The organism is Enterobacter cloacae complex sp. IR5422 (assembly GCF_049238165.1).
GTDB lineage: Bacteria > Pseudomonadota > Gammaproteobacteria > Enterobacterales > Enterobacteriaceae > Enterobacter > Enterobacter roggenkampii.
The window spans coordinates 102,019-127,055 of sequence record NZ_JBMKHT010000004.1; the positions used below are offsets into that span (position 1 = coordinate 102,019).

At 56.9% G+C, this 25,037-nt stretch carries 24 protein-coding genes; 10 read left to right on the forward strand and 14 right to left on the reverse strand.

Annotated features, from left to right (window positions below):
• Positions 1–135 precede the first annotated feature (135 nt).
• The 3 genes from ACOTXT_RS03535 to exoX all read left to right on the forward strand — a co-directional run bounded on the left by ACOTXT_RS03535 (position 136) and on the right by exoX (position 1,814).
• On the forward strand, positions 136–366 hold the full coding sequence (locus ACOTXT_RS03535; protein ID WP_008500465.1) for a DNA polymerase III subunit theta: 231 nt from the start codon (positions 136–138) through the stop codon (positions 364–366).
• A gap of 110 nt (positions 367–476) precedes the next feature.
• Positions 477–1,127: a carbon-nitrogen hydrolase family protein gene (locus ACOTXT_RS03540; RefSeq protein ID WP_008500464.1), complete on the forward strand. Its 651-nt coding sequence runs from the start codon at positions 477–479 to the stop codon at positions 1,125–1,127.
• A 24-nt stretch (positions 1,128–1,151) separates the two neighbouring features.
• Positions 1,152–1,814, forward strand: coding sequence for an exodeoxyribonuclease X (exoX, locus tag ACOTXT_RS03545; protein WP_025756911.1), 663 nt, complete (start codon positions 1,152–1,154; stop codon positions 1,812–1,814).
• On the opposite strand, the gene ptrB is transcribed toward exoX, so the two are convergent.
• Positions 1,811–3,871, reverse strand: coding sequence for an oligopeptidase B (gene ptrB / locus ACOTXT_RS03550; RefSeq protein WP_333165519.1), 2,061 nt, complete (start codon positions 3,869–3,871; stop codon positions 1,811–1,813). The genes exoX and ptrB overlap by 4 nt on opposite strands.
• Before the next feature lie 85 nt (positions 3,872–3,956).
• Entirely contained in the window at positions 3,957–4,607 is a 651-nt protein-coding gene (locus ACOTXT_RS03555) for a tellurite resistance TerB family protein (RefSeq protein WP_333165522.1), read from the reverse strand.
• 171 nt (positions 4,608–4,778) lie between these two features.
• Here ACOTXT_RS03555 and purT point away from each other — a divergent pair, with 171 nt between their 5' ends.
• Positions 4,779–5,957, forward strand: coding sequence for a formate-dependent phosphoribosylglycinamide formyltransferase (gene purT / locus ACOTXT_RS03560; RefSeq protein ID WP_333165524.1), 1,179 nt, complete (start codon positions 4,779–4,781; stop codon positions 5,955–5,957).
• A 41-nt stretch (positions 5,958–5,998) separates the two neighbouring features.
• On the opposite strand, the gene ACOTXT_RS03565 is transcribed toward purT, so the two are convergent.
• The 3 genes from ACOTXT_RS03565 to zwf form a co-directional block, all read right to left on the reverse strand.
• Positions 5,999–6,640 carry a bifunctional 4-hydroxy-2-oxoglutarate aldolase/2-dehydro-3-deoxy-phosphogluconate aldolase gene (locus tag ACOTXT_RS03565; protein ID WP_025756915.1) on the reverse strand — a complete coding sequence of 214 codons (642 nt, stop codon included), beginning with the start codon at positions 6,638–6,640 and terminating at the stop codon, positions 5,999–6,001.
• 39 nt (positions 6,641–6,679) lie between these two features.
• Positions 6,680–8,491 carry a phosphogluconate dehydratase gene (gene edd / locus ACOTXT_RS03570; protein WP_045372535.1) on the reverse strand — a complete coding sequence of 604 codons (1,812 nt, stop codon included), beginning with the start codon at positions 8,489–8,491 and terminating at the stop codon, positions 6,680–6,682.
• A 233-nt stretch (positions 8,492–8,724) separates the two neighbouring features.
• Entirely contained in the window at positions 8,725–10,200 is a 1,476-nt protein-coding gene (gene zwf, locus ACOTXT_RS03575) for a glucose-6-phosphate dehydrogenase (RefSeq protein ID WP_008500457.1), read from the reverse strand.
• A gap of 356 nt (positions 10,201–10,556) precedes the next feature.
• On the opposite strand from zwf, the gene ACOTXT_RS03580 reads away from it, so the two are divergent.
• Both ACOTXT_RS03580 and pyk read left to right on the forward strand, forming a co-directional pair.
• On the forward strand, positions 10,557–11,426 hold the full coding sequence (locus tag ACOTXT_RS03580) for a MurR/RpiR family transcriptional regulator (RefSeq protein WP_008500456.1): 870 nt from the start codon (positions 10,557–10,559) through the stop codon (positions 11,424–11,426).
• 137 nt (positions 11,427–11,563) lie between these two features.
• The gene (gene pyk / locus ACOTXT_RS03585) at positions 11,564–13,006 is read left to right on the forward strand and encodes a pyruvate kinase (RefSeq protein ID WP_008500455.1); all 1,443 of its coding nucleotides are present in this window, start codon (positions 11,564–11,566) and stop codon (positions 13,004–13,006) included.
• A 45-nt stretch (positions 13,007–13,051) separates the two neighbouring features.
• Here pyk and lpxM read toward each other — a convergent pair whose 3' ends face one another.
• The 3 genes from lpxM to znuA form a co-directional block, all read right to left on the reverse strand.
• A complete protein-coding gene (lpxM, locus tag ACOTXT_RS03590; protein WP_008500454.1) occupies positions 13,052–14,023 on the reverse strand; it encodes a lauroyl-Kdo(2)-lipid IV(A) myristoyltransferase in 972 nt (323 codons plus the stop codon).
• 120 nt (positions 14,024–14,143) lie between these two features.
• The gene (gene mepM / locus ACOTXT_RS03595; protein ID WP_008500453.1) at positions 14,144–15,463 is read right to left on the reverse strand and encodes a murein DD-endopeptidase MepM; all 1,320 of its coding nucleotides are present in this window, start codon (positions 15,461–15,463) and stop codon (positions 14,144–14,146) included.
• Between the two features lie 15 nt (positions 15,464–15,478).
• Positions 15,479–16,423: a zinc ABC transporter substrate-binding protein ZnuA gene (znuA, locus tag ACOTXT_RS03600; RefSeq protein WP_025910050.1), complete on the reverse strand. Its 945-nt coding sequence runs from the start codon at positions 16,421–16,423 to the stop codon at positions 15,479–15,481.
• A 77-nt stretch (positions 16,424–16,500) separates the two neighbouring features.
• Here znuA and znuC point away from each other — a divergent pair, with 77 nt between their 5' ends.
• A complete protein-coding gene (gene znuC / locus ACOTXT_RS03605) occupies positions 16,501–17,256 on the forward strand; it encodes a zinc ABC transporter ATP-binding protein ZnuC (protein ID WP_023344425.1) in 756 nt (251 codons plus the stop codon).
• A complete protein-coding gene (znuB, locus tag ACOTXT_RS03610) occupies positions 17,253–18,038 on the forward strand; it encodes a zinc ABC transporter permease subunit ZnuB (protein WP_069598488.1) in 786 nt (261 codons plus the stop codon). Before znuC ends, znuB begins: the two co-directional genes overlap by 4 nt.
• A 52-nt stretch (positions 18,039–18,090) precedes the next feature.
• On the opposite strand, the gene ruvB is transcribed toward znuB, so the two are convergent.
• The 6 genes from ruvB to aspS form a co-directional block, all read right to left on the reverse strand.
• Positions 18,091–19,101, reverse strand: coding sequence for a Holliday junction branch migration DNA helicase RuvB (gene ruvB / locus ACOTXT_RS03615; RefSeq protein WP_008500449.1), 1,011 nt, complete (start codon positions 19,099–19,101; stop codon positions 18,091–18,093).
• Between the two features lie 8 nt (positions 19,102–19,109).
• Positions 19,110–19,724, reverse strand: a complete 615-nt coding sequence (gene ruvA, locus ACOTXT_RS03620; RefSeq protein ID WP_008500448.1) for a Holliday junction branch migration protein RuvA — start codon at positions 19,722–19,724, stop codon at positions 19,110–19,112.
• Positions 19,725–19,804: 80 nt separating this feature from the next.
• Positions 19,805–20,326, reverse strand: a complete 522-nt coding sequence (gene ruvC, locus ACOTXT_RS03625) for a crossover junction endodeoxyribonuclease RuvC (protein WP_003859749.1) — start codon at positions 20,324–20,326, stop codon at positions 19,805–19,807.
• A gap of 34 nt (positions 20,327–20,360) precedes the next feature.
• The gene (locus ACOTXT_RS03630) at positions 20,361–21,101 is read right to left on the reverse strand and encodes a YebC/PmpR family DNA-binding transcriptional regulator (protein ID WP_008500447.1); all 741 of its coding nucleotides are present in this window, start codon (positions 21,099–21,101) and stop codon (positions 20,361–20,363) included.
• A 27-nt stretch (positions 21,102–21,128) separates the two neighbouring features.
• Complete coding sequence (nudB, locus tag ACOTXT_RS03635; protein ID WP_008500446.1) at positions 21,129–21,572, reverse strand: dihydroneopterin triphosphate diphosphatase; 444 nt, start codon at positions 21,570–21,572, stop codon at positions 21,129–21,131.
• Position 21,573: 1 nt separating this feature from the next.
• Complete coding sequence (gene aspS / locus ACOTXT_RS03640; protein WP_008500445.1) at positions 21,574–23,346, reverse strand: aspartate--tRNA ligase; 1,773 nt, start codon at positions 23,344–23,346, stop codon at positions 21,574–21,576.
• A gap of 263 nt (positions 23,347–23,609) precedes the next feature.
• Between aspS and ACOTXT_RS03645 the strand changes: the two genes are divergently transcribed.
• The gene (locus ACOTXT_RS03645; RefSeq protein ID WP_333165527.1) at positions 23,610–24,176 is read left to right on the forward strand and encodes a hydrolase; all 567 of its coding nucleotides are present in this window, start codon (positions 23,610–23,612) and stop codon (positions 24,174–24,176) included.
• Positions 24,173–24,991, forward strand: a complete 819-nt coding sequence (locus ACOTXT_RS03650; RefSeq protein WP_055321122.1) for a DUF72 domain-containing protein — start codon at positions 24,173–24,175, stop codon at positions 24,989–24,991. Before ACOTXT_RS03645 ends, ACOTXT_RS03650 begins: the two co-directional genes overlap by 4 nt.
• Positions 24,992–25,037 lie beyond the last annotated feature (46 nt).

The following is a 25,037-nucleotide window of genomic DNA, read 5'->3' on the forward strand; positions in this document are numbered from 1 at the left end:
CAATCATTCCTTTTTGTTATGTCTGTATGCTAAAGAATAACGCTGTATAATAAACGAGTCGAGGATCATCCTGCCTCCGCTTGTCATCGTCGTGCAATCGCGGTAACGTTGCCGCCGCATAAAAAGGAGAAGGTAATGAAGATCAATCTGGCCGCCCTTCCACAGGACGAGATGGATAAAGTGAATGTCGATCTCGCTGCCGCTGGCGTCGCGTTTAAAGAGCGTTACAACATGCCTGTCGTGGCTGAAGTCGTTGAACGGGAACAGCCCGCCCATCTGCGCGACTGGTTTCGCGAAAGACTCATCGCCCACCGTCTCGCCTCGGTCAACCTCTCCCGTTTACCGTACGAACCTAAAGTTAAATAAGCTTAACAAGCCGTTACACTTCCTTACGCTGAATCTGGCAGGATAAGAAAACCCTGATAAATTTAGGTGTATTCTTAAATCCCTGCGACTCAGTGTATAAGGAAGTCACGATGTCACATTGGAATATAGCGGCGGCCCAGTATAGCGGGCAGCATCAGAGTGTCGATGACCATATCACGCACCACCTGCGCTTCATCGCCGAAGCAGCACGGCAGGGGTGCGATCTGCTGGTGTTTCCTGAACTGTCATTAACAGGCTCGGGAACGACGACGTTACCTCTCCCACCCGGCGACGCCCAGCTGGAACCGCTGCTCGACGCGGCGCATCGTTACCGAATAACCGTGATTGCCGGGCTCCCCGTGGAGCGGGATGGTCAGCGCCAGAAAGGTCTCGCGCTCTTCACCCCCGCTCGTCAACGCATCCTTCGCTACCCGCAAGGTGGCGGAGCCAGCCTGGTGCCGGGAGAGAAACAGCTCAGCATTATTGATGCGCATGCCGATTCCCCCAATCTCGATCCCAGAGCGTCGCTGTTTACCAGCTGTCAGTCAGTGGAGGATAACCGCTGGCGGCAGTCCATCAGTACCCTGCAGCGCTTCGCGCATAAATATGCCATAGCGGTGCTGATGGCGAACGCCTGCGGCGGTAGCGCGCTGTGGGATGAAAAAGGCCAGCTGATCGTTCGCGCGGATAAGGGCGAGCTGCTGTTGACAGGCACGCTCGGCGGAGAGGGTTGGCAAGGCGATATCATTCCTTTAGGCTAGGCGTTTTAAGCTCAGGAGTGTTCAATGCTGCGCGTCATCGATACCGAAACTTGCGATCTTCAGGGCGGAATTGTGGAAGTGGCCTCTGTCGACGTGGTTGATGGTAAAATCGTCAACCCAATGAGCCATCTGGTGCGTCCCGATCGCCCCATCAGCCCTCAGGCGATGGCTATCCATCGCATTACCGAATCGATGGTGGCGGACAAGCCGTGGATCGAAGACGTTATTCCCCACTATTACGGTAGCCCGTGGTACGTCGCGCATAACGCCAGCTTTGACCGCCGCGTGCTGCCGGAGATGCCCGGGGAGTGGATTTGTACCATGAAGCTGGCGCGTCGCCTCTGGCCGGGCATTAAATACAGCAACATGGCGCTGTACAAGTCCCGCAAGCTCAGCGTCCGCACGCCTGAGGGGCTTCATCATCACCGGGCCCTGTATGACTGCTATATCACCGCCGCGCTACTGATTGATATCATGAATACCTCTGGCTGGACGCCGGATGATATGGCGACCATCACCGGCCGTCCCGCACTGCTGACCACGTTTACCTTTGGTAAATACCGGGGCAGAGCGGTGTCGGATATTGCGGATAAAGACCCGGGCTATTTGCGCTGGCTGTATAACAACCTTGACAAAATGAGCCCGGAACTGCGCCTGACGCTGAAACATTATCTGGGCGAAGCTTAACGCTCTGCACGGCCTGGCAGCGTCTCCTGCGCCAGGCCAATCAAGAAGGCGTATTCCAGCGCCACCCCTTCATACGATTTAAATCGTCCCGATTTCCCGCCGTGTCCGGAATCCATGTCGGTACACAGCAGCAGCAGGTTGTCGTCGGTTTTCAGCTCCCGCAGTTTCGCCACCCATTTTGCCGGCTCCCAGTACTGCACCTGAGAGTCATGCAGACCGGTGGTGACCAGCATGTGGGGATAGGCTTTCGCCTCGACGTTATCGTAAGGGCTGTACGTTTTCATATAGCGGTAGTAAATCTCATCCTGCGGATTCCCCCACTCTTCAAACTCCCCGGTCGTCAGCGGAATGGATTCATCGAGCATGGTCGTCACCACATCGACAAACGGCACCTGCGCGACAATCCCCTTAAAGCGTTCAGGACGCTGGTTGATAACCGCTCCCATCAGCATACCGCCCGCGCTGCCGCCCATGCCAAAGCAGAGTTTCGGATCGCCATAGCCCTGATCAATCAGCGCATCGCAGACGTCGAGGTAGTCATTGAAGGTGTTTTTCTTTTTCAGGAATTTCCCGTCCTCATACCAGTGCTGCCCCAGCTCACCGCCGCCGCGAATATGGGCGATGGCGAAAACAAAGCCGCGGTCGAGCAGGCTTAAACGGCTGCTGCTGAAATCAGCATCCATGCTGGAGCCGTAGGAGCCGTAGCCGTACACCAGAATCGGTTTTTTGCCTTTCTGGAAATGGGCTTTGTGATAGACGAGCGAGACGGGGACCTCGACGCCATCCCGGGCGGTGACCCACAGGTGCTCGCTGCGGTAGTTTTCGGACTCAAACCCTTTAACCTCGGTCTGCTTAATTACCTGACGCTGCCCGGTATCCATGTCCAGCTCAAACAGGGTGTCCGGTGTGGTCATGGATGAGTAGCCGTAGCGCAGCCGCGATGATTCGGGTTCGGGATTGAACCCAATCCACGTCACATAGGCCGGGTCGTCGAACGCGATCCCCACCACTTCCCGCGTTTTGCGGTTGATTTGCCGGATGCTGGTCAGCCCGCGCTGGCGCTCCTCCACTACCAGCCAGTCGGTGAACAGGGTAAACCCTTCCAGCATCACCTGATCCCGCGCGGGGATAAGCACCTCCCACTTGCGCTCATCGCGCACTTTGGTTTTATAGAGGCCAAAGTTTTTACCCTCGCGATTCGAGCGCAGATAAAAGCTGTGCTGGAAGTGATCCAGGCTGTACTCATGATCCTTTCGGCGCGGCAGAAAACAGAGCGGCTGGGCGTCCGGCAGTTCGGCATCCAGCAGCAGGACTTCCGACGTCGTGGCGCTGGCCAGGAAGATAATGACATAATGGCGCGAAGAGGTTTTATGCAGGCTGACATAAAACGTTTCGTCTTTCTCTTCATAGACCAGCTCGTCGTCTGCGGAGTCCGTTCCGATGGTATGCCGCCATACCTGATAGGGCAGCAGCGTAGAGGCGTGCTTTTTGACGTAGTACACCGTCTCGGAATCATTCGCCCAGACAAAATCCGGGGAGACGTTTTCCAGCATTTCCGGATACCAGTTGCCGGTGTCCAGGTTGCGAAAACGCAGGCCGTACTGGCGACGGGAGAGATAATCCTCCGCCAGCGCCATCACCGCGTTATCCGGCGAAATGGACATGCCGCCCAGAGTATAAAACTCGCTGTGGGCCGCGCGCTGATTGGCATCCAGCAGAATATCCCACGCATCCCATTCGGCGCTCAGGACCGACTGACGCTGGTAGATGGGATACTCGTTGCCGGGCTCATAAATATGGCGATAGCGATAGCCATTTTTGGTCCAGGGCGCGGAGATATCGCGCTGAGGAATACGTTGCACCATTTCATTCAGCAGCTGGTCCTGAAGCGTCTGCTGGCTGGACATGACCTTGCGGCCATAGTCGTTTTCCTCGTGCAGGTAGTCGAGCACCTCTGGCCGGGAGCGTGAATCGTCCCGTAGCCAGTAATAGTTGTCTATACGCGTATCGCCATGCGTGGTGATCGCATAAGGTATACGTCGGGCTTTCGGTGGCATGTCGTCATTCTTTTTCGTTTTACACCCTATAAGGTTGGCAAAACCCACGCATGATGCAAGCGAAACCGGGTCGCAACGGCGAGAACTATCCCTGTAACGCCTGTTTTTGTTCCCGAATATCCCGCTCAATGCCCTCACGCACGTCCTGCGGGATCTTCAGCGCGTCGCCAAGCGCATTCAGGTAGCTGCGCTCCATAAAGTGATCGATATCGATGGCGGCACAGCTGAGGAAATAGAGTTCAAGCGCCTCTTCCTCATTTTTCACGCTTTGCGCCAGACGCTGCGGATCCAGGGGCTGTTCGATGGCCTGCGCCACCAGCGCTCTGCCCTTCTCTTCGACGCCGGCTTCGCGCAACTGCTGTTCGATCGCCAGCCGTTCCTTATCGTCGATATGTCCGTCACTTTTCGCGGCAAAAACCAGCGCAAGAATGAGCCTCTCGGTGCGCAGATCCAGCGGCGAGGTGTGCTCGCCGTAGTGCGGTTCATTGCTGTGCGCGGTCCGGACCCTGTCCTTGTATTTATTCCACAGGACGGTGCCCGCAATGGCGCCCCCACCGGCCAGCAGCGCGCCTGTCCCGTACTTTGCCAGCAGCTTGCGCGAGGATTTATTCGCGACCAGCAGGCCTGCCAGCCCGCCGAGCGCCCCGGGCACCAGCAGTGTGCTGAGATCCCGCTCGCCGGAAGACGACGTTTTCTGCCCTAACAGTGATTGCAATTGATTTAGCCAGCCAGACATGGTTTCCCTCACTTAACGGTGAACATGTTCCACAGCGTAAGCGAGCAGGCGTCAGGAAATGTCTGGACGGGCTAAAGAAGCGCAAATTTCTTCTCCCCTCACCTGGCCGTACACAAGACAGACGCAAACGTTTTCGTTTATACTGCCCGCAACTTTTTCAGGGGGATTGTTATGATTCGTTTAGGAACCGCGCTGCGACCTGCGGCGACGCGAGTGATGCTGTTGGGATCGGGCGAGCTGGGAAAAGAGGTCGCCATTGAGTGCCAGCGTTTAGGCGTGGAAGTCATTGCCGTAGACCGCTACGCCGATGCACCCGCCATGCACGTCGCCCATCGTTCTTATGTGATTAACATGCTGGACGGCGATGCCCTTCGTGAGCTGATTTCACGCGAGAAGCCTGATTTCGTTGTACCGGAAATTGAAGCCATCGCCACCGACACGCTGATTGCGCTTGAGCAGGAAGGCCAGCGCGTGGTGCCCTGCGCGAAAGCCGCAAAGCTGACCATGAACCGCGAAGGCATTCGTCGTCTGGCGGCAGAAGAGCTGGGATTGCCCACGTCGAGCTATCGTTTTGCTGGCGATAAAGCCGCATTCCTGCAGGCCGTTGAGGAGATTGGTTACCCGTGCATCGTTAAGCCGGTGATGAGCTCCTCCGGTAAAGGACAGAGCTTTATCCGCGACAGCAGCACGCTGGACAAGGCGTGGGAGTACGCCCAGCAGGGTGGCCGCGCCGGTGCCGGTCGCGTGATCGTTGAAGGGGTGGTGAAGTTTGATTTCGAGATCACCCTGCTGACCGTCAGCGCCGTTGACGGCGTCCATTTCTGCGACCCGATTGGCCACCGCCAGGAAGATGGCGATTACCGCGAATCCTGGCAGCCGCAGCAGATGAGCGCCCTGGCGCTGGAGCGTGCGCAGGCGATCGCCCGTAAAACCGTCCTGGCGCTGGGCGGCTATGGCCTGTTTGGCGTGGAGCTGTTTGTGTGCGGCGATGAGGTGATCTTCAGCGAAGTCTCCCCTCGCCCGCATGACACCGGCATGGTCACGCTGATTTCGCAGGATCTCTCCGAGTTCGCCCTGCACGTGCGCGCCTTCCTCGGCCTGCCCGTCGGCGGTATCCGTCAGTACGGCCCGGCCGCCTCGGCGGTGATCCTGCCGCAGTTAACCAGCCAGAACGTTACGTTTGATAATGTTGACGCGGCGGTGGGTGCCGGGTTGCAGGTCCGTTTGTTCGGCAAGCCGGAGATCGACGGAACCCGCCGTCTTGGCGTGGCATTAGCCACCGGGGATAACGTTGACGACGCCGTGGCGAGAGCGAAAGCGGCCGCTGCGAGCGTCAAGGTAGAAGGATAAAAAAACGGGCCGAAAGGCCCGTTTTTCATGCGGCGAATGACTTACTGCTTCGCGCCTTCTACCGCTTCGCGAGCCAGTCTGGTGATGCGATCCCAGTCGCCCGCTTCCAGCGCATCCGCCGGAACCAGCCATGAGCCTCCGATGCACAGCACGCTTTTCAGCGCCAGGTAGTCACGGTAGTTGGCAGGAGAGATACCGCCCGTCGGGCAGAAGCGTACCTGAGAGAATGGACCGGCAATCGCCTGCAGCGCTTTGGTGCCGCCGTTCGCTTCCGCCGGGAAGAATTTGAACTCTTTCAGACCGTAGTCCATGCCCAGCATCAGTTCAGAGACGGTGCTGATGCCCGGGATCAGCGGAATAGTGCCTTCGGTGGCGGCTTTCAGCAGCGACTCGGTCAGGCCCGGGCTGATGGCAAACTGTGCGCCCGCTTCGGTCACTTCAGCCAGCTGTTTTGCGTTCGTTACGGTACCCGCACCGATAATGGCATCCGGCACTTCTTTGGCAATCGCGCGAATGGCATCCATCGCGCAGGCGGTACGCAGGGTCACTTCCAGAACGCGAACGCCGCCCGCAACCAGCGCTTTCGCCATCGGTACAGCGTGCTCCAGCTTGTTTACCACGATAACCGGCACGACAGGGCCAGTGGTCAGGATTGCTTCTGCACTTGTTTTCCAGTTTTTCATCAGAGTCTTCTCTCGCCAGATCGTTAAAATCAAGTCGTCTTAAAACGTAATACAGGTTGCGCCCTGCTCAGCACCGGAGAGGTTCGCACGCAGTGCGCCAAACATTTCGCGTCCTGTTCCCACGCGCGACGCGCTCAGGTCAGGAATATGGGGCTGACGTGCCGCCAGCTCGGCGTCATCCACCAGCAGGGTTAGCTCGCCTGTCTGACCGTTAACGCGGATCATGTCACCGTCACGCACTTTCGCCAGCAGGCCGCCGTCGTACGCTTCCGGCGTCACGTGGATAGCTGATGGCACTTTACCTGAGGCGCCAGAGAGGCGTCCATCGGTCACCAGTGCAATTTTGAAACGGCGGTCCAATAATACACCAAGTGGTGGCATAAGTTTATGTAATTCTGGCATCCCGTTGGCTTTAGGCCCCTGATGACGCACCACTACCACGCAGTCTTTGTCGAGCAGACCGGCGTCAAAGGCAGGTAATACGTCGTGCTGGCTTTCAAATACCACCGCTGGCGCTTCGATAATCTGGTTCTCTTCCGGTACGGCAGAGGTCTTCATTACCGCGCGACCGAGGTTACCGCTCAGCACCTTTGTGCCACCGTGAGGAGAGAAAGGTTTGTCGATGGTGGCGATAACCTGCGCATCAAGAGATGCGGTCGCCCCTTCGCGCCAGTCCAGCTCGCCGTTGTTCAGCCATGGCTCCTGGGTGTAGCGCTGCAGGCCAAAGCCCGCTACGGTGTTAACATCTTCATGCAGCAGACCGCCCTTCAGCAGCTCGCGCATGAGCAGCGGTACGCCGCCTGCGGCCTGGAAGTGGTTGATGTCCGCCGGACCGTTTGGATACAGGCGCGCCATCAACGGCACCACGGAAGAGATCTCGGAGAAGTCATCCCAGTTAATCAGAATGCCCGCCGCACGCGCCATGGCCACCAGGTGCATGGTGTGGTTGGTCGAACCGCCGGTGGCCAGCAGCGCAACAATTCCGTTGACGATAACTTTTTCGTCGACCATTTTGCCCATCGGCATCCATTCGTTGCCGTTTCCGGTCAGACGCGTGACCTGACGGGCCGCGGCCTCGGTCAGCGCCTTGCGCAGCGGTGCATCCGGCTGGATAAAGGACGAGCCCGGAAGCTGCATTCCCATAAACTCCACCACCATCTGGTTCGTGTTCGCGGTACCGTAGAACGTACAGGTGCCCGGCGCGTGGTAGGATGCAGCTTCCGCTTCCAGCAGCGCCTGACGATCTGCTTTTCCTTCCGCGTACAGCTGGCGAATGCGCACTTTTTCTTTGTTCGGCAGGCCGCTTGCCATTGGGCCCGACGGCACGAAGATCGCAGGCAGATGACCAAACGACAGCGCGGCCATCACCAGGCCCGGAACAATCTTGTCGCATACGCCGAGATAGAGCGCGCCATCAAACATGTTGTGTGACAGGCCCACCGCTGCGGACATGGCAATGACTTCACGGCTCAGCAGGGAGAGCTCCATACCGTCCTGACCCTGCGTCACGCCGTCGCACATGGCGGGTACCCCACCCGCCACCTGGCCGACCGCATTCACGCTGTGCAGCGCTTTACGGATGATATCCGGGTAGACCTCATAGGGCTGGTGCGCGGAAAGCATATCGTTATAAGCGGTAATGATGGCGATATTGTTACGCAACATGCTTTTCAGCGACGCTTTATCGTCAGGCTGGCAGGCGGCGAAGCCGTGCGCCAGGTTACCGCAGGCCAGCTGGGAACGGTGAACGGTGTTGCTCTTCGCCTGTTCAATCCGGGCGAGGTAGGCCGAACGGGTCTCTTTCGAGCGCTCAATAATGCGCTGTGTTACGCGTAACAATGTCGGATTCATAAAAGCTCCTCTCATTTATCTGTCCGGGCTCGGGAGTTTACAAAGTCGCTGGCAGTTGTTAACAACGCTGAAACGCTTGCTGTCCGGAGCTCAGGGGCAAAATCACTTCCGGCAGTGTAATAAAAAAAGCTCCGCGGGTGAATCCACGCGGAGCTTAAAAGTTGAAAATTGTGGCACGAGCTGTGTTAGATCATGTTACCGGTAAAATAACACTTTCGGGCTAGCGGATTATCTTACTCAAACTCGTTCCAGGAGCGGCCATCGCGGGTGATCATTGCCACCGACGCGACAGGTCCCCATGTGCCCGCCTGATACGGTTTTGGCGCATCCTGATCGGCAGCCCAGGCTTCGGTGATGGAGTCGACCCATTTCCACGCCTCTTCCACCTCATCGCGACGCACGAACAGCGCCTGGATACCGCGCATGGTTTCCAGCAGCAGACGCTCGTAAGCATCGGCCAGGTGTGTCTGGTTGAAGGTTTCGGAGTAGCTCAGATCCAGCTTGGTGGTCTGCAGGTTGTGTTTATGATCCAGGCCCGGCACTTTGTTCAGGATCTGGATATCCACGCCCTCGTCCGGCTGCAGACGAATGGTCAGCTTGTTCTGCGGCAGCTCCTGCCAGGACTCTTTGAACAGGTTCAGTTCCGGGTTCTTAAAGTAGACTACCACTTCGGAACATTTCGCAGGCAGACGCTTACCGGTGCGCAGGTAGAACGGAACCCCCGCCCAGCGCCAGTCGTCGATGTCCACGCGGATGGCCACGAACGTCTCGGTGTTGCTGGACTTGTTCGCGCCCTCTTCTTCCAGGTAGCCAGGCACCTTTTTGCCTTGCGCAAACCCGGCGGTGTACTGGCCGCGAACGGTTTTCTCGCGCACGTTGGAGCGGTCGATGCGGCGCAGCGACTTCAGCACTTTCACTTTGGCGTCACGGATGCTGTCCGCCGTCAGGTCAGACGGTGGAGACATGGCAATCATGCACAGAATCTGCAGCAGGTGGTTCTGAATCATGTCGCGCATCTGACCGGCCTGGTCAAAGTAACCCCAGCGGCCTTCAATCCCCACCTCTTCCGCCACGGTGATTTCCACGTGGTCGATGGTGCGGTTGTCCCAGTTGTTCACAAACAGGGAGTTAGCAAAACGCAGCGCCAGCAGGTTCAGCACCGTCTCTTTACCGAGATAGTGGTCAATACGGTAGACCTGGCACTCTTCAAAGAACTCGCCCACCTGGTCGTTGATTTCACGCGAGGTTGCCAGGGACGTACCCAGCGGCTTCTCCATCACGACGCGCGCCGGTTTGGCGTTCAGTTTGGCTTCGCCCAGGCCCTTGCAGATGGCGCCGAAGGTGCTTGGCGGCATGGCGAAATAGTTAATGGTGACACGGTTTTTCTGATCCAGCATCGCGCCCAAGCGAGCGAATGCGCTGACGTCATTCACGTCAAGGTTGCAGAAATCGAGACGACCGCTCAGGGTATCCCACAAACTTTCATCAATTTTTTCCTTCATGAAAGTTTCGAGCGCCTCGCGGACGACTTTGGTATAAGCGTCCTTGTCCCAGTCGGCGCGCCCAACACCCAGGATACGGGTATCCGGATGAATTTGGCCCGCTTTCTCCAGTTGATACAGGGAAGGCAGCAATTTTCGGCGTGCAAGATCGCCTTTCGCGCCGAAAATGACCAGGTCACATGCCTGGGCTGTTTGCGTTACCGCCATGTCATTCTCCTCAGTTGGATCACCTGGTACTTCTGCCAGGTATCGTTGTAATTTTATTACAATGCACTGTACTGCTTTTACGTCATTCCCGAAACCATTAGCGCTTATCGTCGCGTGCGATACCGCGATTTTTCACCCTTCGGATGATTTAGACGGCTTAATGACGCAACAACCGTCATTTCTTTGCGCAACAGGGTCATAGCAAAACCCGACATCGATCAAGTAATGAAAAAAAACAACAACATTATCTCGTCGATTGTTACCCTTAATGGAAGCCACAGGGGTAATATCGGCTAAATCGAATCACGATTTCATCAATTAATGAAATCGTTTACACCCATGAGCGTCCTGTTAACATGAACATGCTGGAAAAAATCCAGTTTCAACTGGAACACCTTAGCAAATCCGAGCGAAAAGTGGCCGAGGTCATTCTCGCCTCTCCCGCTCAGGCGATTCATTCAAGCATCGCCGCTCTGGCACAGGAAGCGGGTGTTAGCGAACCCACGGTCAATCGCTTCTGCCGCAGCCTGGAAACGCGCGGCTTTCCTGATTTTAAACTGCATCTGGCACAAAGTCTGGCTAACGGCACCCCTTATGTTAATCGTAATGTGGATGAAGACGACAGCGTTGATGCCTATACCGCGAAAATTTTTGAGTCGGCCATGGCTTCGCTTGACCACGTCCGTCAGTCTCTGGACATGAGTTCCGTGAATCGCGCAGTGGATTTACTCACCCAGGCCAAGCGAATTGCCTTCTTTGGGCTCGGGTCGTCGGCGGCCGTCGCGCATGACGCCATGAACAAATTTTTCCGCTTTAACGTCCCGGTGATTTATTCCGATGACATTGTCCTGCAACGCATGAGCTGTATGAATTGCAGTGAAGATGACGTCGTGGTACTGATTTCGCATACTGGCCGCACTAAGAGTCAGGTAGAACTGGCGCAGCTGGCCCGTGAAAACGATGCCATGGTGATTGCGCTGACCACGGCGGGCACACCGCTGGCCCGTGAGGCGACGCTGGCGATCACTCTCGACGTGCCGGAAGACACCGACATTTATATGCCAATGGTCTCCCGACTGGCCCAGCTCACCGTGATTGACGTGCTGGCGACCGGTTTTACCTTACGCCGGGGGGCAAAATTCCGGGATAACTTGAAGCGGGTCAAGGAAGCGCTGAAGGAATCGCGTTTTGATAAAGAATTGCTTATAAAGAGCGATGTTCGATAGTTGATAACGAAGACGTCACGAATAATGACGAAGTAACGATTTACGGCATTCGGTCCCCTCTCCACTGCCTTGCAGCAGATGAAGGCCGATTCAATGTTCACGCAACACCAAAGTTGTTTCAGTCAACGGAGTATTACATGTCCAGAAGGCTTCGCAGAACCAAGATCGTAACCACCTTAGGCCCGGCCACCGATCGCGATAATAATCTCGAGAAAATTATCGCCGCTGGCGCCAACGTGGTGCGTATGAACTTCTCTCACGGTACGCCAGAAGACCATAAATTACGTGCCGATAAAGTGCGTGAAATCGCAGCTAAACTGGGCCGTCACGTTGCGATCCTCGGCGATTTGCAGGGTCCTAAAATCCGTGTTTCGACCTTTAAAGAGGGTAAAGTTTTCCTCAATATCGGCGACAAATTCCTGCTGGATGCCAACCTGGGCAAAGGCGAAGGCGATAAAGAGAAAGTCGGTATCGACTATAAAGGCCTCCCGGCTGACGTCGTACCTGGCGATATCCTGCTGCTTGACGACGGTCGCGTGCAGCTGAAAGTGCTGGAAGTTCAGGGCATGAAAGTGTTCACCGAAGTCACCGTCGGCGGCCCGCTCTCCAACAATAAAGGCATCAACAAGCTGGGCGGCGGCCTCTCTGCGGAAGCGCTTACTGATAAAGATAAAGCGGATATTGTGACTGCTGCACTGATCGGTGTTGACTACCTGGCCGTCTCCTTCCCGCGCTGCGGCGAAGATCTGAACTATGCGCGTCGTCTGGCGCGTGATGCAGGCTGCGATGCCAAAATCGTCGCCAAAGTTGAGCGTGCGGAAGCCGTTTGCGATCAGGATGCTATGGACGACGTGATCCTTGCCTCTGACGTGGTGATGGTTGCGCGTGGCGACCTGGGTGTGGAAATCGGCGACCCTGAGCTGGTGGGGATTCAGAAAGCCCTGATTCGTCGCGCACGTCAGCTGAACCGCGCGGTGATCACCGCCACTCAGATGATGGAATCGATGATCACCAACCCGATGCCAACCCGTGCAGAAGTGATGGACGTGGCCAACGCCGTGCTGGACGGTACCGATGCGGTAATGCTCTCTGCGGAAACCGCTGCGGGCCAGTATCCGGCAGAAACCGTGGCCGCCATGGCACGTGTTTGCCTGGGTGCTGAAAAGATCCCAAGCATCAACGTCTCTAAACACCGTCTGGACGTGCAGTTCGACAACGTTGAAGAAGCGATTGCGATGTCTGCAATGTATGCGGCAAACCATCTGAAGGGCGTTACCGCGATCATCACTATGACCGAATCTGGCCGCACCGCGCTAATGACCTCTCGTATCAGCTCGGGTCTGCCGATCTTCGCCATGTCCCGTCACGAACGTACGCTGAACCTGACGGCGCTGTACCGCGGCGTGACGCCGGTACACTTCGACAGCACCAATGACGGCGTGGCCGCGGCGCACGATGCCGTAAACCTGCTGCGCGACAAAGGCTATCTGGTCTCTGGTGATATCGTCATTGTGACCCAGGGCGATGTGATGAGCACCATCGGCTCAACCAACACCACGCGCGTTATGACCGTCGAGTAATAACGTCTCTGTTAAAAAGCCCTCTCCAGATGGAGAGGGCTTTTTTTATTTCGTTGGATAAAGCTCTTTGCGTTTATACGGCTCTTTTTCACCCGGCTTACGCGTTTTAAGCAGCTTCAGGATCCACGTGTATTGCTCGGCATGCGGCCCTACCAGGATCTCCACCTCTTCGTTCATCCGACGGGCAATGGTGTGGTCGTCAGCGGTCAGCAGATCGTCCATCGGCGGACGAACCTCAATGCTCAGGCGATGCGTTTTACCGTCGTAGACCGGGAATAGCGGGATCACGCGGGCACGACACACTTTCATCAGGCGGCCAATCGCAGGGAGCGTCGCTTTATAGGTCGCAAAGAAATCGACAAACTCGCTGTGCTCGGGGCCGTGGTCCTGATCCGGCAGATAGTAGCCCCAGTACCCCTGGCGTACCGACTGAATGAACGGCTTAATGCCATCGTTGCGCGCATGCAGGCGTCCGCCAAAACGACGACGCACCGTATTCCAGACAAAATCGAAGATTTTATTGCCCTGGTTATGGAACATTGCCGCCATCTTCTGGCCCTGAGAGGCCATCAGCATCGCCGGAATATCAACGCCCCAGCCGTGTGGGACAAGGAAAATGACTTTCTCGTCATTGCGGCGCATCTCCTCAATGATATCCAGCCCTTTCCAGTCAACGCGATCGACAATTTTCTCCGGCCCTTTCAGCGCCAGCTCCGCCATCATCGCCATGGCCTGCGGTGCGGTGGTATACATCTCATCAATGATTGCCTCGCGCTCGGCGTCGCTCTTTTCAGGAAAACAGTAATAGAGATTGATCTGCGCGCGGCGGCGGGCACTTTTGCCTAAGCGCCCGGCAAGACGGCCAATTTTACCCAGGACAGGATCGCGGACGGAAGCCGGCAGCAACGCTATCCCCGCAAAGGCGTAGACACCGAGCCAGGCGCCCCAGTTGCGCGGATGGCGGAAGGATTTTTCAAACTCAGGAATGTATTCAATATTGTTTTTTTGGGTTTCCATGCTGGATCCAGGGTCTGATGACGCAAAATTAATTCAGATAGTGTAGCGAGGCAGTCGTCCGCGCACAAAAGAAAAAGCCGGCGTCAGGGTGCGCCGGCTTTTTTAACAAAAACAGAGGGCTTAGTCTAAACTCAGCTGCGGCAACACCTCTTTCACCTGCGCCAGGTAATCCGTACGATCTTTACCCGTCAGGCCCTCGGTGCGCGGCAGTTTTGCCGTCAGCGGGTTCACGGCCTGCTGGTTGATCCACACTTCGTAGTGCAGGTGCGGGCCGGTAGAGCGACCGGTATTACCGGAGATCGCAATGCGGTCACCACGCTTCACCTTCTGTCCTGGTTTAACCAGCAGCTTACGCAGGTGCATGTAGCGGGTCGTATACGTACGGCCATGACGAACCGCAACGTAATACCCGGCTGCACCGCTACGTTTGGCCACCACCACTTCACCATCCCCTACCGCCAGAACCGGTGTGCCCTGCGGCATGGCAAAGTCAACGCCACGGTGCGGTGCGACACGTCCGGTGACCGGGTTCAGACGACGCGGGTTAAAGTTGGAGGAGACGCGGAACTGTTTCGCCGTCGGGAAGCGCAGGAAGCCCTTTGCAAGGCCCGTACCGGTGCGGTCGTAGAACTTGCCGTCTTCGGCACGGATCGCGTAGTAATCTTTGCCTTCGGAGCGCAGACGCACGCCCAGCAGCTGGCTTTGCTCGCGCTTGCCGTCCAGCATTTCGCGGGACATCAGGACGGAAAACTCATCGCCTTTTTTCAGCTTGCGGAAATCCATCTGCCACTGCATGGCTTTGATCACCGAACTGATTTCAGCGCTGGTCAACCCTGCGTCGCGCGCGCTGGAGACAAAGCTTGCGCCCACGGTGCCTTTGAGAACGCTGTTGACCCAGTCGCCCTTCTGCATTTCGCTGGTCATTTTGAAACCGGTTGCCGTGCGATCGTAGGTGCGGGTTTCACGGCGGGACATTTCCCAGGTCAGACGCTGGAGATCGCCATCGGCCGTTAACGTCCAGGAGAGCTGTTGCCCAATTTTCAGGTTGCGAAGATCTTTATCTGCCGCCGCCAGCTGGCTGATATTGCCCATGTCGATGCCGTACTGGTTCAGCACGCTGCTCAGCGTGTCCCCGGTAGAAACTACATATTCGTGAATACCCGCTTCATTCTCGGTTTTATCGTCCAGTTCATCCTGTGGAATGGCTTCATCTTCCTGAGCCGACTGGTCGATAGGCTCACTGGCTTCAGGCAGCAAAGAGCGGATTTCGCTCTTTTCAAGCTCGATGGTTTTAATGATAGGGGCAGAACTCGGGTGGTAAACATAGGGCCGCCAGACGGCGACCGCTAAGGTGAGTACTGTAAGCGACCCCAGCATGACTCGGTGGGGTCGAGGCAGATTGTTAAATGCCAGGGCGACAGAGCGGGCTATCTGTTGCACGTATTCACTTCCTCGTTAATCTCCTTTCAGGCAGCTCGCATACTGGTTCGCCAGTTGGCTGAGGAACTGCGAATAGCTCGCTTTGCTCAACTGGATATTCGTTCCTAGCGGGTCAAGGGTCCCCATGCGCACGGATGTCCCCCTGGCCACGGCTTCTACGACCGCTGGCCTGAACTGTGGCTCAGCAAAAACGCATGTCGCTTTTTGCTCAACCAGCTGTGTTCTGATTTCATGTAAACGCTGCGCACCAGGTTGAATTTCAGGGTTGACGGTAAAGTGCCCCAGCGGGGTCAAACCGTAGTGTTTTTCGTAATAGCCGTAGGCGTCATGAAAAACGAAATACCCTTTTCCTTTCAACGGTGCGAGCTCATTACCTACCTGCTTATCGGTTGCGGCTAATTGTGCCTCAAAATCTTTCAGGTTGGCGTCTAGTTTGGCTCGACTTTGCGGCATAAGTTCCACTAATTTGTCATGGATTGCAACCGCTGAAAGCCGCGCTATCTCTGGGGATAACCAAAGATGCATGTTGTACTCGCCGTGATGGTGATCTCCATCACCTTTTTCACCGTCGGCAGCATGATGGTCATGTTCATCGCCGTCGTCATCCGTGCCTTTCATGAGTAACGGTTTCACGCCTGGGAGGGCGGCAATCGCGACCTGTTTTTCGCCCGCCACCTGTTTAGCTGACTTCTGCATAAACGCTTCCATTTCCGGACCAATCCAGACAACTAAGTCCGCGTTTTGTAAGCGTTTTACGTCTGAAGGGCGCAGGGAGTAGTCATGCTCGGATGCACCATCCGGGAGCAGAACCTGAGTTTCTGTTACCCCGTCAGCAATGGCTGACGCGATAAACCCGAGTGGTTTAAGCGAAGCAACAACCGCAGCGTTAACATCTTGTGCGGTTGTGCCCCAAAGGGCAGCGGATAATGCTGCGAAAAGAAGCGTATTTTTATGTAACATAATGCGACTAATCATCGTAGTGAATGCGTGGAATGTGATATTATAACATTCGTTGACTTCTTCAAGCTTAAAATGACATGACGACATTGGTTTCTCTTGAAAATATTTCGGTCTCATTTGGCCAGCGCCGCGTCCTCTCTGACGTGTCGCTCGATCTGAAGCCCGGCAAAATTCTGACGCTGCTCGGCCCCAATGGCGCAGGCAAATCCACCCTGGTTCGCGTGGTGCTGGGTCTGGTCGCACCCGATGAAGGCGTGATCAAGCGTGAGGAAAAATTGCGTATCGGCTATGTGCCGCAAAAGCTTCACCTTGACGCCACGCTGCCGCTGACGGTGAGCCGTTTCCTGCGCCTGCGCCCCGGCACGCGTAAAGCCGATATTCTCCCGGCGCTGAAGCGCGTGCAGGCAGGCCATCTTGTCGATGCGCCGCTGCAAAAACTGTCCGGCGGTGAAACGCAGCGCGTATTACTTGCCCGTGCGTTGCTCAGCAGCCCGCAGCTGCTGGTGCTGGATGAGCCGACTCAGGGTGTAGACGTCAACGGCCAGGTCGCGCTGTACGATCTTATTGACCAGCTGCGCCGGGAACTGAACTGCGCGGTACTGATGGTATCCCACGACCTGCATCTGGTGATGGCAAAAACTGATGAAGTGCTGTGTCTCAACCACCATATCTGCTGCTCCGGCACGCCTGAAGTGGTCTCCATGCACCCGGAATTTATCTCCATGTTCGGCCCTCGCGGCGCTGAACAGCTCGGCATCTATCGCCATCATCATAATCATCGCCATGATTTGCAGGGACGAATCGTTCTGCGTCGGGGAAATGGACACTCATGATTGAACTGTTACTGCCCGGCTGGCTGGCCGGGATTATGCTTGCCTGCGCCGCGGGTCCACTCGGCTCGTTTGTGGTGTGGCGCAGAATGTCTTACTTCGGCGATACCCTGGCGCACGCGTCCCTGCTGGGCGTGGCTTTTGGCCTGCTGCTGAACGTCAACCCGTTCTATGCGGTGATTGTCGTCACGCTGCTGCTGGCGGCCGGTCTGGTCTGGCTGGAAAAACGCCCTCACCTCGCCATTGATACGCTGCTTGGCATTATGGCGCACAGCGCCCTGTCGCTGGGTCTGGTGGTGGTCAGCCTGATGTCCAATATCCGCGTGGATCTGATGGCTTACCTGTTCGGTGACCTGCTGGCCGTCACGCCTGACGATCTCATCGCTATCGCCATTGGCGTTGTGGTGGTGCTCGGGATTCTGCTCTGGCAGTGGCGTAACCTGCTGGCGATGACCGTCAGCCCCGATCTGGCGTTCGTCGATGGCGTGAAGCTGCAGCGCGTTAAGCTGCTGCTGATGCTGGTAACGGCGTTAACCATTGGCGTGGCGATGAAGTTTGTCGGCGCGCTGATTATTACGTCGCTGCTGATCATCCCTGCGGCTACGGCGCGTCGTTTTGCCCGTACGCCGGAGCAGATGGCCGGTGTCGCCGTAATTATCGGGATGATTGCGGTAACGGGTGGGCTAACCTTCTCGGCGTTCTATGACACGCCTGCGGGGCCGTCCGTGGTGCTGAGTGCGGCGATGCTGTTTATCTTCAGTATGATGAAGAAGACCGCACAGTAGCGGGTATGTCCCCGGTGGCGCTTCGCTTACCGGGGCTGCAAATTATCGCTGCTTACGGCATTGCCGGTGGCGTAATGCCGAAATGATTCCACGCCCGCACCGTGGCCATACGCCCACGCGGGGTACGTTGCAGGAAGCCCTGTTGGATCAGATACGGTTCAAGCACGTCCTCAATGGTTTCACGCTCTTCCCCGATTGCCGCCGCCAGGTTATCCAGCCCGACCGGCCCCCCAAAGAACTTGTCCAGCACCGCCAGCAGCAGCTTGCGGTCCATGTAGTCAAAACCTTCGGCATCGACGTTCAGCATATCCAGCGCCTGCGCGGCGATCTCTGCGGAGATCGAACCGTTGTGCTTCACCTCAGCAAAGTCACGCACGCGGCGCAGCAGGCGGTTGGCGATACGCGGCGTACCGCGGGAACGCTTCGCCACTTCAAACGCCCCCTCTTCGCTCATCTCCAGCCCCATATAGCGGGCGCTGCGGCCAACGATGTGCTGGAGATCGGCCACCTGGTAAAACTCCAGACGCTGCACGATACCGAAGCGGTCGCGCAGTGGAGAGGTCAGCGACCCGGCTCGCGTCGTGGCGCCTATTAGGGTAAACGGCGGCAGATCGATTTTGATGGAGCGTGCAGCCGGACCTTCACCGATCATGATATCCAGCTGATAATCTTCCATCGCCGGATAGAGCACCTCTTCCACCACCGGTGACAGGCGGTGGATCTCATCGATAAACAGCACGTCATGCGGTTCGAGGTTGGTCAGCATGGCCGCCAAATCGCCCGCCTTCTCCAGCACCGGGCCGGAGGTGGTGCGCAGGTTCACGCCCATTTCATTAGCGACGATATTCGCCAGCGTGGTTTTGCCTAAACCCGGCGGGCCAAAAATCAGCAGGTGATCGAGCGCATCGCCGCGCAGCTTTGCCGCCTGGATAAAAATCTCCATCTGGGAACGAACCTGCGGCTGGCCAATGTACTCATCAAGCAGTTTTGGGCGAATCGCGCGATCCACCACATCCTCTGCCTGAACAGTGCCTGCCGAAACCAGGCGGTCTGCTTCAATCATCCTTTACCTCACAATGCAGCGCGCAGCGCTTCACGAATCAGGGTTTCACTGCTGGCGTCCGGTTTGGCAATTTTACTTACCATGCGGCTGGCCTCCTGAGGTTTATAGCCCAGTGCCACCAGCGCGGCAACCGCTTCCTGCTCCGCGTCATCATCCGCCGCAGGCGCACCTGGCGAGGTCAGTACCAGATCGGCCGCCGGCGTGAAGAGATCGCCATGCAGGCCTTTAAAGCGGTCTTTCATCTCGACAATCAGGCGTTCTGCCGTTTTCTTACCGATGCCAGGAAGCTTAATCAGCGCCGCAGGATCTTCACGCTCAACGGCATTCACAAACTGTGGTGCAGACATGCCGGATAAGATCGCCAGCGCCAGCTTCGGCCCGACGCCGTTGGTTTTAATCAGCTCGCGGAACAGGGTGCGTTCCTGTTTGTTGTTGAAGCCGTACAGCAGCTGAGCATCTTCACGCACCACAAACTGGGTAAAGACAATCGCCTCTTTGCCCGCGTCCGGCAGCTCGTAGAAGCAGGTCATCGGCATATGGACTTCATAGCCCACGCCACCCACTTCCAGCAGCACTAACGGGGGTTGTTTTTCAATGATGATGCCTCTGAGTCTGCCTATCACGTGACGCTCCTGCGTTCTGGAAGAAATTAACTGCCGACATAATAAAAAAAGGCTGGATAAACATCCAGCCTGATTTGTCATTATCGTAACCTGCCTCGCGCCAGATTGAGCCGCGATTCGCTCATTTGCATCGCGTTCTGGCTGACGTGACAGTGGGTAATCGCAATCGCCAGCGCATCGGCGGCGTCGGCCTGCGGGTTCGCAGGGAGCTTGAGCAGGGTCCGCACCATGTGCTGCACCTGACTTTTCTCCGCGCTACCGATGCCCACCACCGTCTGCTTAACCTGCCTTGCCGCGTATTCGAATACCGGCAAATCCTGGTTCACCGCAGCGACAATGGCCACCCCGCGCGCCTGACCGAGCTTTAGCGCCGAATCGGCGTTTTTCGCCATAAAGACCTGCTCGATGGCGAAATAATCTGGCTGAAACTGGGTGATGATCTCCGACACGCCCGCATAGATGAGCTTCAGGCGCGACGGCAGATCGTCCACTTTGGTGCGAATACAGCCACTGCCCAGGTAGGTTAACTGGCGTCCCACCTGACGGATAACGCCATAACCGGTGACGCGTGAGCCTGGGTCAATCCCGAGAATAATCGACATCACGCGTCTCCTGTAACGGATTTACACGCTCTCATCAGAGAGTCGCTGCAACCTCATCAGAGATTTCACCGTTGTGATACACTTCCTGCACGTCGTCGCAGTCTTCGAGCATGTCGATCAGACGCAGCAGTTTTGGTGCCGTTTCTGCATCCATGTCCGCTTTGGTGGACGGGATCATGGAGACTTCAGCGTTGTCCGCTTTCAGGCCCGCCGCTTCCAGCGCATCGCGCACGGCACCCATCTCTTCCCAGGCGGTATAAACGTCGATAGCGCCGTCGTCGAAGGTCACCACGTCTTCCGCACCGGCTTCCAGCGCCGCTTCCATGATCGCATCTTCGTCGCCTTTCTCGAAGGAGATGACGCCTTTTTTGCTGAACAGGTAAGCAACAGAACCGTCAGTGCCCAGGTTGCCACCGGTTTTGGTGAACGCGTGGCGCACTTCCGCAACGGTACGGTTACGGTTGTCGGACAGGCACTCAACCATCACCGCCGTACCGCCAGGACCGTAACCTTCATAAATGATGGTTTCCATGTTCGCGTCTTCATCACCGCCCACGCCACGTGCGATAGCACGGTTCAGGGTGTCACGCGTCATGTTGTTAGACAGCGCTTTATCCACCGCTGCACGCAGACGTGGGTTAGAGGCCGGATCGCCGCCGCCCAGACGCGCTGCCGTCACCAGCTCGCGAATGATTTTGGTAAAGATCTTACCGCGCTTGGCATCCTGTGCCGCTTTGCGGTGTTTGGTGTTGGCCCACTTACTATGACCTGCCATAAAAATATCCTCAAAGAGCGCGCCTTTTCAGGCAGCGTTAATTACAAATTCTTCAATCGCCTGCCGGTTGCTCCACGACTTGGTCAGTGCGGCGGCATCCGCCGCATTCACCCAGCGGTAGGTCAGGTGTTCGGTAAACACGATCTCCCGTTCATGGGGGAGCGCGAGACAGAACCACGATTCCGTATTGCGCTCGGTACCCGGCGCGTAGCGATGACGTAAATGGCTAAAAATTTCGAACTCCACCGTGCGCTGACAGTCCTTCAGGGTCAGTTGCTCGCGGGCAACGTCAATGGCGACCTCTTCCTTTACTTCACGCGCGGCGGCCTGCGGCGCGGTTTCCCCCTCTTCCAGACTGCCGGTAACCGACTGCCAGAATTCAGGGTCATCGCGCCGCTGCAACATCAGCACCCGCTTCGTGTCTTCTGCATAAATGACCACCAGGACCGAAACGGGGAGCTTATATGTCATATCAGTTTTTCTCTTCCTTCTTCACCACCTCAATGCCCAGCTCAGCCAGTGCGGCCGGGTTGGCAAAGCTTGGCGCTTCGGTCATCAGACACGCTGCAGCAGTGGTTTTCGGGAAAGCGATAACATCACGGATGTTATCGGTGCCGGTCAGCAGCATGGTCAGACGGTCAAGACCGAAGGCCAGACCCGCGTGCGGAGGCGTACCGTATTTCAACGCGTCCAGCAGGAAGCCGAATTTCTCGCGCTGCTCCTGCTCGTTGATGCCCAGGATGCCGAACACGGTCTGCTGCATTTCACCGCTGTGAATACGCACGGAACCACCGCCCACTTCGTAGCCGTTGATGACCATATCGTAGGCGTTGGCGACGGCCTCTTCCGGTGCCGCTTTCAGCTCGGCAGCCGTCATGTCTTTCGGCGAGGTGAACGGGTGGTGCATCGCGGTCAGGCCGCCTTCACCGTCGTCTTCAAACATTGGGAAGTCGATAACCCACAGCGGCGCCCATTTGCTCTCGTCGGTCAGATTCAGGTCTTTACCGAGCTTCAGACGCAGCGCGCCCATCGCATCCGCAACGACTTTCTTGTTATCTGCACCGAAGAAGATCATGTCGCCGTCCTGCGCGCCGGTGCGCTCCAGGATCGCTTCCACGATGTCCGCGTTCAGGAATTTCGCAACCGGGCTGGTGATACCTTCCAGACCTTTCGCACGCTCGGTCACTTTAATATAGGCCAGACCTTTCGCGCCGTAGATCTTGATGAAGTTGCCGTAGTCGTCGATCTGCTTACGGCTCAGAGCCGCTCCGCCCGGCACACGCAGCGCGGCCACGCGGCCTTTGGCGTCGTTAGCCGGACCCGCGAAGACCGCGAACTCCACGTTTTTAACCAGATCAGCTACGTCCACCAGCTCCATCGGGTTACGCAGGTCGGGTTTGTCAGAGCCATAGCGACGCTCGGCTTCCGCGAAGGTCATGATTGGGAAATCGCCCAGCTCAACGCCTTTCACGTCATTCCACAGGCTACGCACCAGGGCTTCCATCACTTCACGCACCTGCTCGGCGGTCATGAAGGAGGTTTCCACATCGATCTGGGTAAATTCAGGCTGGCGGTCAGCACGCAGGTCTTCGTCGCGGAAGCATTTCACGATCTGATAGTAGCGATCGAAGCCGGACATCATCAGCAGCTGTTTGAACAGCTGTGGAGACTGTGGCAGCGCGTAGAATTTGCCTTTATGGACGCGGGATGGCACCAGGTAATCGCGCGCGCCTTCCGGCGTGGCTTTGGTCAGCATCGGGGTTTCGATATCGAGGAAACCGTGGTCATCCATAAAGCGACGCACCAGGCTGGTGATTTTCGCACGGGTTTTCAGGCGCTGAGCCATCTCCGGACGACGCAGATCCAGATAGCGGTATTTCAGACGCGCTTCTTCAGTGTTGACGTGGTTGGAGTCCAGCGGCAGCGCTTCAGCACGGTTGATGATCGTCAGATCGGACGCCAGCACTTCAATGGCACCCGTCGCCATGTCGGCGTTAACGTTTTTCTCGTCACGCGCACGCACGGTGCCGGTGACCTGAATGCAGAACTCATTACGCAGCTCAGAGGCCAGCTTCAACGCATCTGCGCGATCCGGATCGAAGAACACCTGAACGATACCTTCGCGGTCGCGCATATCGATGAAGATAAGGCTACCAAGATCACGACGACGATTGACCCAACCACACAGGGTGACCTGCTGTCCGACGTGGGACTGACGCAGCTGCCCGCAATATTCTGTACGCATGAGATATCCCTTAATTAGCCGCAGGCTAAATGTCGCCTGGTATGCAGGCTACTATGTCGCAGCTTTCTGTATGTCACAACTGGATGAAAAAAGGCGGCTATTATACTGGAAATTCCGCCGGACGATAAGAGCGAACCACGGCCAGGCGGTCGTTTGCTGCACTCTTATTGCGCATTCTCACAAAAATTAACAAAATTATGCGACCAATAACAGGCCATCGCGTCGTATGGTGTGTGGAAGTGATTCATTTAACGGGAGTAACGATGTTAACCCTTGATGCCAGCAAAACCGCGCTTGTGGTGATTGATTTACAGGAAGGCATTTTGCCCTTCGCCGGTGGCCCGCATAACGCGGACGATGTGGTCAGCCGCGCCGCCCGTCTGGCGGAAAAATGCCGCACCAGCGGTGCCCCGGTTGTCATGGTGCGCGTCGGCTGGTCTGCGGATTACGCCGAAGCGTTAAAACAGCCCGTTGATGCGCAGACTCCCGCCCGCGCCCTGCCGGAAAACTGGTGGACGTACCCGGTCTCGCTCGGCAAACGCGACGGCGACATCGAAGTGACCAAACGTCAGTGGGGCGCCTTCTACGGAACCGATCTCGAACTGCAGCTCCGCCGTCGCGGCATTGACACGATCATCCTGTGCGGCATTTCCACCAACATCGGCGTGGAGTCGACTGCCCGCAACGCGTGGGAGCTGGGCTTTAATCTGGTGATTGCCGAAGATGCGTGTAGCGCGGCCTCGGCGGAACAGCACCAGGGCAGCATGACGCACATCTTCCCGCGCATCGGTCGCGTGCGCAGCACGGACGAGATCCTCAGCGCGTTATGATGTATGTGGGCCTGCCCCAGTGGTCGCACCCGAAATGGGTGCGTCTGGGCATCACCAGCCTTGAGGAGTATGCCCGACACTTCAACTGCGTCGAGGGTAATACCACCCTGTATGCGCTCCCTAAAGCCGAGATTGTTGCGCGCTGGCGGGAGCAAACAACCGACGACTTTCGCTTCTGCTTCAAGTTTCCGGCTACGATTTCCCATCAGGCCGCGCTGCGAAACTGCGGTGAGTTGACCGACGAATTCTTTGGCCGGATGGCGCCTCTGGCAAACCGCATCGGCCAGTACTGGCTGCAGCTTCCGGCCACGTTTGCTCCGCGCGACCTGCCTGCGCTCTGGCAGTTCCTGGATGCCCTGCCCCGGGAATTTACCTACGGCGTGGAGGTTCGACACCAGGACTTCTTTGCGAAAGGCGAAGCGGAAAAAGCGCTCAACCGCGGCCTGCTTGAGCGTTCCGTTAACCGTGTGATCCTCGATAGCCGTCCGGTGCACAGCGCGATACCGCATAACGAGGCCATCGTTGAAGCTCAGCGTAAAAAACCGAAAGTGCCGGTCCACGCCATCGTGACCGCGAAGAACCCAATGGTCAGGTTTATCGGCAGCGATAACATGCCGCAAAACCAGGCAATGTTCGCCGTCTGGCTGGAAAAACTGGCCTCGTGGGAACACACCACCACGCCGTATCTCTTTTTGCACACGCCGGATATTGCCCAGGCCCCTGAACTGGTCGATGCTCTGTGGCAGGCCTTGCAGGCTGCGGTGCCATCCGTGGGCAGCGCCCCTTCCATCCCACAACAATCTTCTCTTTTCTGATATCACCCCCTATCATAGGGAAGTGCCATCTGCCAAAAACAGGGAG

What these genes read in the sequence shown, in the direction of transcription:
- ACOTXT_RS03535 (WP_008500465.1), top strand. Translation starts at nt 136, where the DNA reads ATGAAGATCAATCTGGCCGCCCTTCCACAGGACGAGATGGATAAAGTG.
- ACOTXT_RS03540 (WP_008500464.1), top strand. Translation starts at nt 477, where the DNA reads ATGTCACATTGGAATATAGCGGCGGCCCAGTATAGCGGGCAGCATCAG.
- exoX (WP_025756911.1), top strand. Translation starts at nt 1,152, where the DNA reads ATGCTGCGCGTCATCGATACCGAAACTTGCGATCTTCAGGGCGGAATT.
- ptrB (WP_333165519.1), bottom strand. Translation starts at nt 3,871, where the DNA reads ATGCCACCGAAAGCCCGACGTATACCTTATGCGATCACCACGCATGGC.
- ACOTXT_RS03555 (WP_333165522.1), bottom strand. Translation starts at nt 4,607, where the DNA reads ATGTCTGGCTGGCTAAATCAATTGCAATCACTGTTAGGGCAGAAAACG.
- purT (WP_333165524.1), top strand. Translation starts at nt 4,779, where the DNA reads ATGATTCGTTTAGGAACCGCGCTGCGACCTGCGGCGACGCGAGTGATG.
- ACOTXT_RS03565 (WP_025756915.1), bottom strand. Translation starts at nt 6,640, where the DNA reads ATGAAAAACTGGAAAACAAGTGCAGAAGCAATCCTGACCACTGGCCCT.
- edd (WP_045372535.1), bottom strand. Translation starts at nt 8,491, where the DNA reads ATGAATCCGACATTGTTACGCGTAACACAGCGCATTATTGAGCGCTCG.
- zwf (WP_008500457.1), bottom strand. Translation starts at nt 10,200, where the DNA reads ATGGCGGTAACGCAAACAGCCCAGGCATGTGACCTGGTCATTTTCGGC.
- ACOTXT_RS03580 (WP_008500456.1), top strand. Translation starts at nt 10,557, where the DNA reads ATGAACATGCTGGAAAAAATCCAGTTTCAACTGGAACACCTTAGCAAA.
- pyk (WP_008500455.1), top strand. Translation starts at nt 11,564, where the DNA reads ATGTCCAGAAGGCTTCGCAGAACCAAGATCGTAACCACCTTAGGCCCG.
- lpxM (WP_008500454.1), bottom strand. Translation starts at nt 14,023, where the DNA reads ATGGAAACCCAAAAAAACAATATTGAATACATTCCTGAGTTTGAAAAA.
- znuA (WP_025910050.1), bottom strand. Translation starts at nt 16,423, where the DNA reads ATGTTACATAAAAATACGCTTCTTTTCGCAGCATTATCCGCTGCCCTT.
- znuC (WP_023344425.1), top strand. Translation starts at nt 16,501, where the DNA reads ATGACGACATTGGTTTCTCTTGAAAATATTTCGGTCTCATTTGGCCAG.
- znuB (WP_069598488.1), top strand. Translation starts at nt 17,253, where the DNA reads ATGATTGAACTGTTACTGCCCGGCTGGCTGGCCGGGATTATGCTTGCC.
- ruvB (WP_008500449.1), bottom strand. Translation starts at nt 19,101, where the DNA reads ATGATTGAAGCAGACCGCCTGGTTTCGGCAGGCACTGTTCAGGCAGAG.
- ruvC (WP_003859749.1), bottom strand. Translation starts at nt 20,326, where the DNA reads ATGTCGATTATTCTCGGGATTGACCCAGGCTCACGCGTCACCGGTTAT.
- ACOTXT_RS03630 (WP_008500447.1), bottom strand. Translation starts at nt 21,101, where the DNA reads ATGGCAGGTCATAGTAAGTGGGCCAACACCAAACACCGCAAAGCGGCA.
- nudB (WP_008500446.1), bottom strand. Translation starts at nt 21,572, where the DNA reads ATGACATATAAGCTCCCCGTTTCGGTCCTGGTGGTCATTTATGCAGAA.
- aspS (WP_008500445.1), bottom strand. Translation starts at nt 23,346, where the DNA reads ATGCGTACAGAATATTGCGGGCAGCTGCGTCAGTCCCACGTCGGACAG.
- ACOTXT_RS03645 (WP_333165527.1), top strand. Translation starts at nt 23,610, where the DNA reads ATGTTAACCCTTGATGCCAGCAAAACCGCGCTTGTGGTGATTGATTTA.
- ACOTXT_RS03650 (WP_055321122.1), top strand. Translation starts at nt 24,173, where the DNA reads ATGATGTATGTGGGCCTGCCCCAGTGGTCGCACCCGAAATGGGTGCGT.